This is a genomic window from Klebsiella africana, from assembly GCF_020526085.1.
Classification (GTDB): Bacteria; Pseudomonadota; Gammaproteobacteria; order Enterobacterales; family Enterobacteriaceae; genus Klebsiella; species Klebsiella africana.
Genome location: NZ_CP084874.1, coordinates 1,085,491 through 1,098,783 on the forward strand (window position 1 = coordinate 1,085,491; position 13,293 = coordinate 1,098,783).

The 13,293-nt window shown below is 58.8% G+C and carries 14 protein-coding genes; 3 read left to right on the forward strand and 11 right to left on the reverse strand.

Annotated elements, in window-relative coordinates; genetic code table 11:
• Positions 1 to 24: 24 nt before the first annotated feature.
• Complete coding sequence (locus LGL98_RS05310; RefSeq protein ID WP_136030332.1) at positions 25 to 1,734, reverse strand: thiamine pyrophosphate-requiring protein; 1,710 nt, start codon at positions 1,732 to 1,734, stop codon at positions 25 to 27.
• 35 nt (positions 1,735 to 1,769) lie between these two features.
• Positions 1,770 to 2,711, reverse strand: a complete 942-nt coding sequence (locus LGL98_RS05315; RefSeq protein WP_136030334.1) for an AEC family transporter — start codon at positions 2,709 to 2,711, stop codon at positions 1,770 to 1,772.
• 183 nt (positions 2,712 to 2,894) lie between these two features.
• Here LGL98_RS05315 and LGL98_RS05320 point away from each other — a divergent pair, with 183 nt between their 5' ends.
• Both LGL98_RS05320 and LGL98_RS05325 read left to right on the forward strand, forming a co-directional pair.
• The gene (locus LGL98_RS05320; protein WP_136030336.1) at positions 2,895 to 3,782 is read left to right on the forward strand and encodes a LysR family transcriptional regulator; all 888 of its coding nucleotides are present in this window, start codon (positions 2,895 to 2,897) and stop codon (positions 3,780 to 3,782) included.
• Between the two features lie 67 nt (positions 3,783 to 3,849).
• Positions 3,850 to 4,191, forward strand: coding sequence for a nitrous oxide-stimulated promoter family protein (locus LGL98_RS05325; RefSeq protein ID WP_136030338.1), 342 nt, complete (start codon positions 3,850 to 3,852; stop codon positions 4,189 to 4,191).
• Positions 4,192 to 4,250: 59 nt separating this feature from the next.
• Here the strand turns inward: LGL98_RS05325 and LGL98_RS05330 are convergent, their stop codons facing one another.
• The 9 genes from LGL98_RS05330 to LGL98_RS05370 form a co-directional block, all read right to left on the reverse strand.
• The gene (locus LGL98_RS05330; RefSeq protein WP_136030340.1) at positions 4,251 to 5,105 is read right to left on the reverse strand and encodes a metal ABC transporter permease; all 855 of its coding nucleotides are present in this window, start codon (positions 5,103 to 5,105) and stop codon (positions 4,251 to 4,253) included.
• On the reverse strand, positions 5,099 to 5,947 hold the full coding sequence (sitC, locus tag LGL98_RS05335) for an iron/manganese ABC transporter permease subunit SitC (RefSeq protein WP_009308489.1): 849 nt from the start codon (positions 5,945 to 5,947) through the stop codon (positions 5,099 to 5,101). Before sitC ends, LGL98_RS05330 begins: the two co-directional genes overlap by 7 nt.
• Complete coding sequence (locus LGL98_RS05340) at positions 5,944 to 6,765, reverse strand: manganese/iron ABC transporter ATP-binding protein (protein WP_136030341.1); 822 nt, start codon at positions 6,763 to 6,765, stop codon at positions 5,944 to 5,946. Before LGL98_RS05340 ends, sitC begins: the two co-directional genes overlap by 4 nt.
• Positions 6,762 to 7,679, reverse strand: coding sequence for a metal ABC transporter substrate-binding protein (locus tag LGL98_RS05345; RefSeq protein WP_136030343.1), 918 nt, complete (start codon positions 7,677 to 7,679; stop codon positions 6,762 to 6,764). The genes LGL98_RS05340 and LGL98_RS05345 overlap by 4 nt, the downstream gene beginning before the upstream one ends.
• 178 nt (positions 7,680 to 7,857) lie before the next feature.
• Positions 7,858 to 8,820 (reverse strand): LacI family DNA-binding transcriptional regulator, encoded by a 963-nt coding sequence (locus LGL98_RS05350; RefSeq protein WP_136030345.1) that lies wholly within the window; start codon positions 8,818 to 8,820, stop codon positions 7,858 to 7,860.
• A gap of 56 nt (positions 8,821 to 8,876) precedes the next feature.
• Positions 8,877 to 9,791, reverse strand: a complete 915-nt coding sequence (locus LGL98_RS05355; protein WP_136030347.1) for an ROK family protein — start codon at positions 9,789 to 9,791, stop codon at positions 8,877 to 8,879.
• Between the two features lie 50 nt (positions 9,792 to 9,841).
• Complete coding sequence (locus tag LGL98_RS05360; RefSeq protein WP_002914983.1) at positions 9,842 to 10,156, reverse strand: PTS lactose/cellobiose transporter subunit IIA; 315 nt, start codon at positions 10,154 to 10,156, stop codon at positions 9,842 to 9,844.
• Between the two features lie 23 nt (positions 10,157 to 10,179).
• Complete coding sequence (locus LGL98_RS05365; RefSeq protein ID WP_136030349.1) at positions 10,180 to 11,502, reverse strand: PTS sugar transporter subunit IIC; 1,323 nt, start codon at positions 11,500 to 11,502, stop codon at positions 10,180 to 10,182.
• Between the two features lie 9 nt (positions 11,503 to 11,511).
• The gene (locus tag LGL98_RS05370; protein WP_002914979.1) at positions 11,512 to 11,826 is read right to left on the reverse strand and encodes a PTS sugar transporter subunit IIB; all 315 of its coding nucleotides are present in this window, start codon (positions 11,824 to 11,826) and stop codon (positions 11,512 to 11,514) included.
• A 177-nt stretch (positions 11,827 to 12,003) separates the two neighbouring features.
• Here LGL98_RS05370 and LGL98_RS05375 point away from each other — a divergent pair, with 177 nt between their 5' ends.
• Positions 12,004 to 13,275 (forward strand): PTS sugar transporter subunit IIC, encoded by a 1,272-nt coding sequence (locus tag LGL98_RS05375; protein ID WP_136030350.1) that lies wholly within the window; start codon positions 12,004 to 12,006, stop codon positions 13,273 to 13,275.
• The last annotated feature ends 18 nt before the right edge of the window (positions 13,276 to 13,293 follow it).

Genomic DNA, 13,293 nt, shown 5'->3' on the forward strand with positions numbered 1-13,293 from the left:
GACCAGCGTCCGGAGGAGAAGCCGTTAGCGGGCTAACTGCACGTCAACCAGCACGCTTTGTCGGCGAGTGCGTATGAGGGTGACCGCCTCTTCCAGCACGCCGGGGAGATCTTCGGCCCGGGAAACCGACAGGGCCGCCGCGCGGCTGGAGGCGGCGATGGCGGCGAAATCCGGCGAGGTGGTAAAGGCGGTGGCCGGGATGGTCTCCGCGCGGGCTGCGTAGCCGTCCGGATAGAGCGCTTTGGTGCCGCCCGCGACGGCGCCCCATCCGCCATTGTTTCCGATCACAATAAGGACAGGCAGCTTCATTACCTCCGCAATATGGTGGCAGACCGCTGGGTTGGCGAACAGGTACGACCCGTCGCCGACGGCGGCAATAATCAGTTCTTCCCGGCGCGCAAGCTGCAGCCCCAGCGCGATGGGCAGGGCTTCGCCCAGGCCGCCGGCCAGCGCCTCCTGGTAATAGCTCTCGGCGTGGGTCAGCCCGGCGAACTGCGGCAGCGTGGTCAGTTCAGAGACGATCCGGCCGTGATGCTGATTGGCCAGATGGCCGAGGCAGTAGCTGAGCCAGGGTTTGGTAATGGCCCCGGTCTGGCTGGCATGCAAGAGCGCATCGCGCTGGTTTTTCTGTTGCTGGATCCGATGGAGCGTATATGCCGCCCGCTCCGCCACATGCTGCTGGCGGGCGGCCTGCAATGGATGGAGTGCCTCTTCCAGCAGGCCAAAGACTTCATCGGTCTCGCCTGCCAGGTTGATGTCCGCGCGATAGCCGCGCACTGGATAGCGGGAGAAGAGCGGGTCGGGGCCCATCTGGATCACTGTGCAGTCCTGGCGACAGTCGCCCTCGGCGATCATCCACGGCGCCTGCGAGTCGACCACCAGAATGACATCGGCGTCGGCGAGCCAGACGCTGGGATCGGCCCCGGCGAGCAGGGGATTATCGGCGCTCAGGGTAACCTCGGTGCCCCAGTATTCCACCAGCGGGATCGCCCATTCGCGCACCAGACTATCGAGGCGCGCAAAGCCTTCCGCCGTTCGGGCGCCGCGCTGGGCGAAGATGACGGGATGTCTGGCACAGGCGATTGCCTCGGCTGCACGGGCGATATCTTCCCGGACTGGCGCATAGCGGACCGGCTGCTGCGAAGGGCCAGCCTGCAGCGCGGCCTCATCGACGGCAAAGGTTTCGCACAGTGGCTCACGCGGTAAGCTCAGGTAGACCGGCCCTTTCGGCAGGGAGCTGGCAATCGCCCAGGCCCGGTCAACATGCTCGCCGATCTGATCGGCCAGCCGCAATTCAAAATCCCACTTCACGGATTCACGGATCAGCGCCGCCTGGTCGCGCATCTCCTGGCCGTAGCCAATCGGCGTATTACGGCAGCCGAAGTGGGAATGTTCGCTAATCGGCGTGCGGCCGCCAAAAATCAGCACCGGAATATTGCTGTTCGCCAGATTGATGACACCGCAAGCGGCGTTGGCTAACCCGACGTTGGTGTGAACCATCACCGCCTGCACCTTGCCGGTGCCGAGGTAGTAGCCATGCGCCATGCCGATGGCGGCGTTTTCATGCGGGCAGATCACTAACTCCGGTACCTTTTGCCCGGTCGCCCGGGCCTTTGCCCAGGCTTCAATCACCGGCGGGTAATCGGTACCCGAGTTAATAAAAATATATGCCACGTCCAGCGCCTGTAGCCGATGCAGTAACAGTTCAGCAGCCGATAATGTGATAGAGGCCATATTCTCTCCGTATTCACGCGGTGTAATCGCGGTAATTAAAAGGTTAAGAAAATAAATCCGCCCATCGTAATGATGGAGGCAATAATACTCAGCGCCATCGTCGAGGCCATTTCCTGCTCGCCGGTTTTATACTGCATGGCAATAATTATCGCGATGGAGCCTACCGGGATTGCCATCGTCAATACGACTTCCTTTATTTGCTCCATGCTGAAGCCCATTTTTAATAACAGGAGATAACAGGCGCCGGGGACCAGAATATTGCGGGCGATAACGGTGATAATGGTAGCGGTGGTGATAACAATGCTGCGCGTATAGAGCACGATCCCGGCGGCGAACAGCGCCAGTCCGCCAGAGGCTTTACCCAGCAGACCCAGCGACATCGAGATTGTCTGTGGAATATGGATATCCGCCAGCACGATGATCAGGGCGATCACCGGTGACCAGACCACAGGTTGTTTAATGGCGTTTATCACCCGTGTGCCAAAGGAGATGTGCTGGCTCTTATCGCCGGTGGCGACCGACATCAGAATCATTACCAGCGGTAGCTGGAAGACGTTTTGCGTGATGCTGGACACGGTGATCAGCGACGCGCTGACGGTGCCAAATAAAAAGGCCAGCACCGAAGTGCCGATAAACGGAACTGCCGGCGAGCCGATGGCCAGCGCTTGCAAGGTGCTGAGGGCGAGGTCGCGTCGAAACAGATAGCGGGCAGCTAATAACGGAATAACGAAACTGAGAATCAACGCCAGGATAATAGCGACAGCGACCGGGCCCATAGTCATGACAATGTGTCGCGGCGTCATCACCATATTGCTGAAAATACTCAGCGGCAATGCATAGAGCATCACAATTTTATTGATGTCTCCTGCCTGCTGCCAGTTAAAGTCTTTTCGTTTACCGCTTATATAGCCGATGATGACGGTAATGATGACCGGTAATATAGCGCCTGAAATTAATAGAATATTGTTCTGTGTCATGGTGATATATTCTCATTATAAATTATCGTCGGGTCAGAAATGTGTTTTGCCGTGCGTGATGAGGTAAATAAATCCTTTTGAAGCATGCGTTCCGGTGATTTTGAGCGTATTGATGGTGACAGTTATTCGCTAAAAAAGGCCGCAGGGGAAATGTAAAAATCGTTTGTTCAATGAGTAAATATCATGCCAATGAAATTTAAGCAGATTCAGGCATTTATTACCGTCGCCCGTGAAGGCAATATGACCCTGGCCGCAGAGAAAATGGGGATTACCCAGTCGGGACTGAGCCGACTGCTATTGACTCTGGAAGCGGACCTGAACGCGTCCTTATTCGAACGACATAAGCACGGTATGGCGTTGAGCGAGTACGGTAGCGCCTTTTTACCCTATGCGATGACGATGCTGAATACCGAACAAAAAGCCCGCGAGGAGATTGCGCTTATCCGCGGCGCCGGGAAAGGCATCCTGCGGATTGGCTGCGTTTCCAGCCTGCTGACCAGCCATTTCATCGATAAGCTGGCGGTTTTCCATCAGCGCCATCCCCAAATCCATCTGCGCATCGTCGATCGCATAGATTCCGAGCTGTTTAAATTATTGCTGATGCACGATATCGATATCGCCCTCTGCGGTCCCTTACCGCATGATGAGAAAATCGTGGTGCGTGGCAAAATTAACTGGCAGGACCGGATCTGCATCGTCGCCAGACAGCAGCATCCGCTGCATCAGGCGGCGGACGTCACCCTGGAGGCGATGCTGGACTATCCGTGGATCATGCCGCCGCCGTTAAGTACCCCAATGAACATCCTTGAGGATATCTTTCGCGCCCATCAGCTACCCTGTCCGCAACCGGTTATCGAGTGCGCCTCTTCCTCAGCCATTAAGGCCTTTCTGTGCGAGAGCGATCTGTTAACGTCGATGCCGTCTCCGGTTTACCGGCACGAAGAAGCGCTTGGCCTGCTGCGCCCGTTTGAGCTCGAGGGCAGTGTTTTTATCCGGGACTTCTACGCCTACAGCCACTTCGGGGTGCTCTCCGGGGCAGCCCTGCAGTTGATTCAGCATCTGAAGCAGTGAGTCTGGTCGGGTATGGATATTAAGGTGTATGATAAATGCATCTTAAAAGCAGACGAAAGGCGGGGAGATGGGGAAGCGCATCGAACGGGAAAAAATGACGATTCAGCGGATGATTGCTCTCTACCAGCGGCGCTGTCCCGAGGCGCTGGCCGACAATGCGCATTATCAGGCGCTGAACGCCTACGCTGACAAGCGCCTTGATAAGTGCGTGTTTGGCGAGAACAAACCGGCCTGCAAGCAGTGTCCGGTGCATTGCTACCAGCCGGCGAAGCGCGAAGAGATGAAGCAGATTATGCGCTGGGCCGGGCCGCGGATGCTCTGGCGCCACCCGATCCTCACTATTCGCCATCTGCTGGACGACAGGCGCCCGGTGCCGGCGCTACCGGAAAAATACCGACCGAAAAAATAGCGGCCTTCTCCTGGTCGGCACGGCGCGTAGCCGGGCGACAAGTCGGCCCCGGTAAGGCATTAGCCGCCACCGGGGATAGTTGCTGAAGCCCTCTGTTTCTGACTATCGCGGATTGTGCTTGCGACAAAGGCGACCACAAACAGCGCGGTAAACAGCACCACGATAGTCGGCGCTGGCGCGCTGTCGAGATAAAACGCCAGCCACACCCCTCCCGCCGAGCAGCCGATGGCCACCGCTACCGCCAGCAGCAGGGCGTGGATAAAGCGCCGCACCAGCAGAAGCGCGATCGCCCCGGGGGCAATCAGCAGCGAAATCGACAGAATAATCCCCACCGACTGCAGCGTCGCGACGATGGTCAGGGCGATCATGCACAGCAGGCCGTAGTGCAGCAGTCCCCCGCGCAGGCCGCTGGCTTTGGCCTGCGTCGGGTCAAAGGCGTGCAGCAAAAAATCGCGCCATTTGAGACCGATAATCAGCGCAATCACCAGTGCGATAGCCGTCGTTTGCCCAATATCGCGAAGGGATATCCCCAGCATATCGCCGAACAGGATATGGTCGAGATGAACATCGGACTGGATCGCTACGTACAGCACCAGTCCGGCGCCAAACATGCCGGAGAAGACAATCCCCATGATGGTATCGCGCTTGAGTCGGCTGTTATCGTCGAGAAAACCGGTCGTCACGGCGCACAGCAGCCCGGCGATAAACGCGCCGATGGCGAAAGGAATGCCAAGGATGTAGGCCAGCACCACGCCCGGAAAGACCGCGTGGCTCATGGCGTCGCCCATTAGCGCCCAGCCTTTGAGCACCAGAAACACCGACAGTAGCGCGCAGGGCACGGCCACGACGATCGATACCGCTATCGCATTGACCATAAAAGGAAACTGGAACGGGGCCAGGAACAGATTCAGCATGCGGCCTCCCTGGCGCGGCGGCGGTTGGCCAGCAGGCCGTGCTTCGGCGCGAAGATAAAGGTGATGAGGAACAACAGCGTTTGCGCGACCACGATAATGCCGCCGGTGGCGCCGTCGAGATAGTAACTGAGCCAGGCGCCGAAGAAACTGGTCAGACTGCCGATAGCCACGGCGATGGCCAGCAGGCGCGGAAAGCGGTCGGTTAACAGCCACGCGGTGGCCCCGGGAGTCACCACCAGGCAGATGACCAGAAACGCGCCGACGGTCTGCAGCGCCGCCACGGTGCAGGCGGCCAGCAGGGTAAAAAACAGCAGCTTCAGGCCGCGGGTGTTCAGGCCAATCGAGCGGGCGTGGTTTTCATCAAAGAAGGTCACCATCAGGTCTTTCCATTTCAGCAACAGGATCGCCATCGAGATAAAGCCGATCGCCGCCAGCTGGATAATATCCTCCGGGGCGATGGCCAGAATATTGCCGAGGATAATGGTCTGAATATTCACCGACGTCGGATTCAGCGACACCATAAACAGCCCGATCCCGAAGAAGGAGGAGAAGATCAGGCCGATAATGGCATCCTCTTTTAGCCGCGAGCGCTGCTGCAAAAACAGCATGCTGCCCGCCGCCAGACCGCCGGAGAGAAACGCGCCGAGCGCGAAAGGCAGGCCGAGCATATAGGCCCCGGCGACGCCGGGCACAATCGCGTGGGAAAGGGCGTCACCAATCAGCGACCAGCCTTTGAGCATCAGGTAGCAGGAGAGGAAGGCGCAGACGCCGCCCACCAGCGCCGACACCCACATCGCATTGAGCATATAGTGATAGCCAAACGGCTCCAGCAGCCAGCTCATTGCGGGCCTCCCGCCGCGCGCCGGCTGATAAACGGCCGCTCGTCATCGGTGATAACCTGGGCTTCCCCGCCGGTCAGGGCGACGTGGCGCAGCACGCCGCTGAAAGCCCGCTCCAGATTCTCGGCGGTGAAGGTGGTTTCCGTCGGGCCGCTGGCCAGCACGGTGCCTTTCACCATCACCGTATAATCACAAAATTCACTCACTGACCCGAGGTTATGGGTGGACACCAGCATGGTACAACCCTCAGCGCGGAGTTCGCGCAGCAGGCTGATGATGCGCGCTTCGGTCTGCACATCGACGCCGGTAAAAGGCTCATCCAGCAGGATCACCTGACCCTGCTGAGCGATGGCGCGGGCAAGGAAAACGCGCTTTTTCTGCCCGCCGGAGAGCTCGCCAATCTGCCGATGGCGGTACTCGCTCATGCCCACGCGGGCCAGCGCGGCATCGACAATCTCGCGATCGCGCGGCTTTGCCCGCCGCAGCCAGCCCATATGGCCGTAGCGGCCCATCATCACCACATCCTCCACCAGCACCGGGAAGGACCAGTCCACCTCTTCCGACTGCGGGACATAGGCGACCAGGTTCTGGCGCAGTGCGCGGGTAACCGGCTGGCCGAGTATGGCGATCTCGCCGTGGCCGACGCGCACAAAGCCCATCAGCGCTTTAAACAGCGTGGATTTACCCGAGCCGTTAACCCCCACCAGCGCGGCAATGGAGCCGCGCGGCACGCTGAACGAGGCGTTGCGCAGGGCAGTGTGGCCGTTGCGCCAGGTGACGGTGAGCTGGTCGACATACAGTCCCGCTTGCGCTGCATTCATGGCTGCTTCCTCATCCCGTCCTGGATACCGTTGACGATGGTTTCGGTGGTGACGCGCAGCAGGTCGAGCCAGGTCGGTACCGGGCCGTCGGCGGCGCTCAGCGAATCGACATACAGCACGCCGCCGTAGTGGGCGCCGGCTTCGCGCGCCACCTGACGCGCCGGTTTATCGGAGATGGTGCTTTCGCTGAAGATGGTCGGGATGCGTTCTTTCTTCATGGTGTCGATAACCTTGCGCACCTGTTGCGGGGTGCCCTGCTGGTCGGCATTGATCGGCCACAGATACAGTTCGCGCAGGCCATAGTCGCGGGCCAGATAGGAGAAGGCCCCCTCGCTGGTGACCAGCCAGCGCTTATCCGCCGGCAGCTGGGCCAGTCTGGCCTGCAGCGGCGCCATCGTCTGACGGATCTTCTCTTTGTAGGCCTCGGCGTTACGGCGATAGGTCTCGGCGTGAGGCGGATCGTACTTCACCAGCGCATCGCGAATGTTATCGACATAGATCAGCGCGTTATCTGCCGACATCCAGGCATGGGGATTGGGCTTCCCGCTATAGGGGCCCGCGCTTATGCCCATCGGCTGGATCCCCTCGCTGACCACCACCTCCGGAACGCCCTGTAAGTGCTGATAAAAACGGGCAAACCACCGTTCGAGATTAAGCCCATTGCTGAGGATCAGCTGCGCCCCCTGCGCGCGTTTGATATCGCCGGGCGTGGGCTGGTAATCATGGATCTCCGCGCCCGGTTTAGTAATGGAGCTCACGTCGGCGGCGTCGCCGGCCACGTTCTGCGCCATATCGGCGATAACCGTGAAGGTGGTGATAACCCTGAATTTCTCCTGCGCCGAGGCCGGCGTCGCGGCCAGCAGAGCCAGCGCGCTGGCCAGCAGCAATGATTTCAGCGGTGTCAGGTGTAGCATAGGATCCCTCGCAATAGTGTGGTTAATTTCCCAGCGTTTATAGCCATTGCTATGTTATATAGCACAAGCTATTTATAAATGAAAATAATTCTTATTTGCATGCGTGGGTAATAATGAGCCGGGAAACGAAAGCGCGAAAGGGGGAGGTAAGTCTGGCCCGGCGCCAACCGGGCGAAGATCAAGAGATATCGGCGACCGACTGGCGCGGGATCAGGCGGCCAGCCAGCGAGCGGCCCTCGGCGGTGAAAGTTGGCCGGTCGTCAATCAGGCTGCGAATACGCTGAATACAGTTATCCAGCAGCGCCTCCAGTGGCCAGGAGATGCAGGTCAGCGGCGGATAGAGCAGCGAGGCGAGGGGGGAATCCTCAAGGCTCAGCAGGGAGACCTCCTGCGGGACGGCGATGGTGAATTCGCGCAGCAGGCGCATCGCCTCAGCCGCGTAACGGTCGCGTTTAACGATAATGACCGAGTATTTACTGAAGCTGTTAATTAAGGTCAGCAGCGCCTGCTCGACGTCATCGTTGGCCGTCAGCACCAGCTGACGGTTAAAAGGAATGGAGTAGTTCTGCAGGACGTTGCGGTAGCCTTCCAGCATCTGACGGCTGGCATCGTCGCTATCGCTGTCCACCAGCAGGGCGATGTTGCGGTGTCCCTTGCCAATCACATAGCGGCAGGCGCTTTCGGTGGCAAAGGCGAAGTCATAGCCCTGGCTGTTGCTCCCGGCGACGCCGAAGCGGTCAAAGGCGATAACGTTGCGCGGCGCGTCGGCGGCAACGGCGCCCAGCACCACCACCGCCACGCACTGGCGCTGCAGATCGTCGATCACCGCCGCCTGCTCTACCGGGTCGCTGACGTACTGGACCAGCAGGCTTTTATTCAGCCCTTTCATCGCCTGAGAGAGCAGCGGCAGCAGACGCGCGCCGTGGCTTTCATCCTGCGCGGAAATCACCAGACCAACGTGGCTGGATGTCTGACTGGCGAGGTTTTGCGCGGCAAAGCTCGGGCGATAGTTGAGTTCTTCAACGGCCCGCAGCACAGCTTCCCGGCTCTCTTCGCGCACGCCCCGGGTGCCGGTCAGCACGCGGGAAACCGTCGCTCTTGAGACATTCGCTAATCTTGAAACATCATCAATCGTTGGCATGGCTTTTTCTGTCTGGACATTTTCGCCTAGCTTAACATACCTGCTGAAAAAAGTGTCTACAGCTGCCCTTGCGCAGCGCCGGGCAGACGGGGCAACCAGGCCGCGCCGCGCACGCCGCTGGCGTCGCCGAAACGGGCCGGTTTGATCTGCGTGCGGCAGGTGTCGGAGAAGATCCACGGCACGATGGCGGTAGGCAGATCGCGATAGATCTGGCTGACGTTGGACAGACCGCCGCCCAGCACAATCACCTGCGGGTCGAGAATATTGATCACCGACGCCAGGCTGCGGGCAAAGGCATCGATAAAGTGTCGCCAGTGAGCCAGCGCGCGCGGATCGCCGTTTTGCGCCGCGGCGACAATGGCTTCCGCACGGGCTTGTTCCCCATAGCGGCGGGCGAAGCCGGTGCCGGAGAGAAAGCTTTCGATGCAGTTCGTTTTGCCGCAGTAGCAGGGCTGCGGCGGACCATCGCGCTCAGGAGTATAGCCCGGCAGCGGATTATGCCCCCATTCACCGGCGATAGCGTTGGGGCCGCTGAGCAGCTGTTGATGAACGGCGATCCCGCCGCCGCAGCCGGTACCGATAATCACCCCGAAGACGGTGGAGGCCCCGGCGCCGGCGCCATCGACCGCCTCCGAAAGGGTGAAGCAGTCGGCATCGTTTGCCATCCACACCGGCTGGCCAAGCTGCTGCATGATATCCCGGCGCAGATCGTGACCGTTGAGCACCAGACAGTTGCAGTTTTTAATGCGCCCGCTTTGCGGATCGATAGCCCCGGGCAGGCCGATCCCCAGGGTGAACGGCTGCGGGCTGACCGCGCGAATATCGGCAATCAGGGTTAGCAGCTGATGCATAAAGGCGTCATAGCTCTCTTTGTGGGTCGGCCGACGCAGGCGCTGGACACATTCGCCCGCCGGATCCAGCAGTACGGCTTCCATTTTGGTGCCGCCAATATCTATTCCAAGATGTAACATAGTGACCTCGGGGAATCAGACCCGGCCAGCGCGTCTGGCCGGGCAAGGCGCTAGGCGTGAAGCGGCTGCGCGCGGTAAATCGCAATCAGTTCGGCAATCAGCTCTTTCGCCAGAATGGAGGTCATCAGGTGATCCTGAGCATGGACCATTACCAGCGTCATTTTGGTTTTTCCCTCGCCTTCGTCAGCTTCGATAAGCTGGGTCTGTACAAGGTGAGCTTCGCGGGAATAATGGGCCGCTTCCTGCATTTTGGCGTCGGCGGTGGCGAAATCACCCGCTTTAGCGGCGTGCAGCGCTTCGTAGCACAGGCTGCGTGACTGACCGGCGTTGATGATGATCCCCATCACCTGTTCTTCTAATTCCATGATTATCCTCTGAATCGTTAGCGTTAAGCGGTTTGCGCCGCGTTGTCAGCCTGGCCGACGGCGTTTTCACGCTCCTGGGCCAGCAGCTGTTTTTCGTAAGCTTTGAGAAATGGCAGGTACATCACCATGGCGGTGGCCATACAAATGAGGCACAGGATCACCGGGCTAAAGCTCCAGTTCGCCGCCCACGAGGCGCCGATGGGGGCCGGCGTTGTCCACGGCGTCATCGACACTACGCGGCTGACCAGGTCCAGCTTCAGCGCAAAGTACGCCAGGGTCGCGTTGACCATCGGCACCAGCACGAACGGCAGGAAAAACAGCGGGTTCATAATGATCGGCGCGCCGAACAGGATCGGTTCGTTAATATTGAAGACCCCCGGCACGACCCCCATCCGGCCGATCGTCCGCAGATGCACGGCCTTGCTGCGCAGCAGCATCAGCGCCAGCGGCAGGGTGGAACCGACGCCGCCGATCAGCAGATAGTGATCCCAGAAGCCCTGGACATAGATGTGCGGGATAGCGATACCTGCCGCCATGGCCGCCTGATTGACCGACAGGTTGGCCATCCAGAAGGGGTTCATGATCCCGGTGACGATCAGCGCACCGTGGATCCCGGCGAACCACAGCACCTGACAGACCAGCACTGACAGCAGGATCGCCGGCAGCGTATCGGAAGCCGCGACCAGCGGTTTGACCAGCGACATGATCGCTTCCGGAATGATCATCCCCAGTTGAGCCTCGATGAACAGGTTCAGCGGATGCAGTGTCAGAATGATCGCCAGCACCGGGATCAGGATCTCGAACGAGCGCGCCACCCCGGCAGGCACTTCCGGCGGCAGGCGAATGGTGATGTTATGCCGTTTGAGGAAGGCGTACAGCTCGGTGGAATAGATGGCCACCAGAATGGCGGTGAAGATCCCCTGGCCGGAGAAGTAGGCAGTAGAGATCTGGCCATCTTTCAGCGGGGCAGCCACCAGCAGAAACGACATTAGCGACAGCATCCCGGCGGTGAGTGAGTCCAGATGATGGTGCTTGGCGAGGCTGGCGGCGATCCCGACGGCAATGAACAGGGTCATCACCCCCATGCTGAAGTTGAACGGCAGCATCAGCGCATCGCGATGATCGAGCGAAAATTGCAGCCAGGCGCGGGCAAAGCCCCACGTCGTATCCGGAGAAAACGGCGGGAAGATAAATACCAGCAAAAACGAGCCGACGATCATAAAGGGTAGGGCGGTAATAAAACCGTCGCGGATGGAGGTGACGTATTTTTGCTGGCCGATCGCCCCCGCCATAGGCGTGATCTGCCGTTCGATCACGTCGATCAATTTAGCGTACAGAGAGCTCATGTTCTTTCCTTAGTTCTTGTTTTCGATGAGGGAAAGGGCGAAATCAAGGACCGCGGCGCCTTTTTGCATGCCGTAGTCCATCATATTGATGGGTTCGACGCGGATACCGTATTTATCCGCCTGTTTTTGCAGATCCTGCTGCATGTATTTCACCTGCGGCCCCAGCAGCACCACCTGATAATGGCCAACCTGTTCGGCGAACTCCGCTACGCCATAGGCGTTGATTTCTACCGGCAGGCCCCGCTGTTCGGCTTCGGCAATCATTTTTTTCATCAGCAGGCTGGTGGACATGCCTGCCGAACAACACAACATAATTTTTTTCATAACTACCGCTCCTGATGAGGTTGGATGTGCGGACTATAGTCAAAATGGATGCATTACGGAAAGCGCTTTCCGTTTGTGGATTTATTAATTGTGACCATGATCACCTATGGCAGGCTTTCACTTTCCGGTGTTGTGGGCGATCATCCCGGCGAGACAACCATTCGCAAAGGTACGAGTATGAACATTCAGTTAATGAATGTGGCCGTGGACATCATCGAGCAGCGGCTGGCGCCGCTGGCGAATGTCCTGACGCGCAACAACCACATTACGGCGATGCGCGATAGCTTTGCGCTGGCAATGCCCTTTGTGATTGTTGGCAGCCTGTTGGTTCCCATTTTGTTTCCGCCCGTTTCCATCGACGGCGCCTCGCGTGTCGGCCAGGTCTATTTGCTGCTGCGGCCTATCCTGCTGCCGACCTTTCAGCTAACCATTGGCCTGGTGGCGCTGATTGTCGCCTTTGGCGCCAGCGCCAGCCTCGCTAAGCAGTACCGCCTGCCGGAACGACTGTGCGGTTTAACCGGGTCTTTGGCGTTTTTGCTGTTTATCGGCTTTCGCGAGAGCGCGGTGAGCAACGTTTATCTCGGCGGCATGGGGATATTTACCGCCCTGATATCCAGCACCTATTCCATTGAGATAATTCGCTTTTTTTACAAAAAAGGCTGGTGTATCCGCCTGCCTGATGAAGTGCCGCTGATGACCCGCAATGGCTTTCAACTGCTGATCCCGCTGCTGGTGGTGATGCTGTCGATAAGCGTGATGAATGCCATACTGCTGCAGACTACCGGACGCATCGTACCGGAGTTGATCAGCGAAGCGGTGCGACCGCTGGTGCTGGCGTCCGACACGCTGATGGCGGTACTTATCTCTTTGTTTATCTGTAACTTACTCTGGTTTATTGGTATCCACGGCGCGCTGATCATCACCGGGATCATGAACCCGTTCTGGATGACCTATCTGTTTGAAAATCAGCAGGCGCTGGCGGCGGGGTCGCCAACGTTGCCGCATATTTATCTGCAGGGGTTCTGGGATTTTTACCTGCTGATCGGCGGTATTGGCTCCACTCTGCCGCTGGTGCTGATGGCGATGCGCAGCCGCTCGCGGCAGCTGAAAAGCGTGGCCAAAATTGGTCTGCTGCCGTCGCTATTTAATATCAACGAGCCGATACTGTTTGGCTTTCCGGTGATCATGAACCCGGTTTTTTTACTGCCGTTTCTCTTTGTTCCCCTGATAAATGCCTGTATCGCATGGTATTTAACTCAGCTGGGTATTCTTGACCGTGCGGTGGCGATGCTGCCATGGTCGATGCCTTCCCCGCTGGGGGCGGCATGGTCGGCGAACGGTAGCTGGAAAAATTTGTGCATGAGCCTGTTCGCGATGTTTAACGCCTGGATGCTCTATCGCCCCTTCTTCAAAGTGTACGAACGCCAGCTCGCGGAAACCGAACGCTGACCCCCTCGCCGTCGGCGG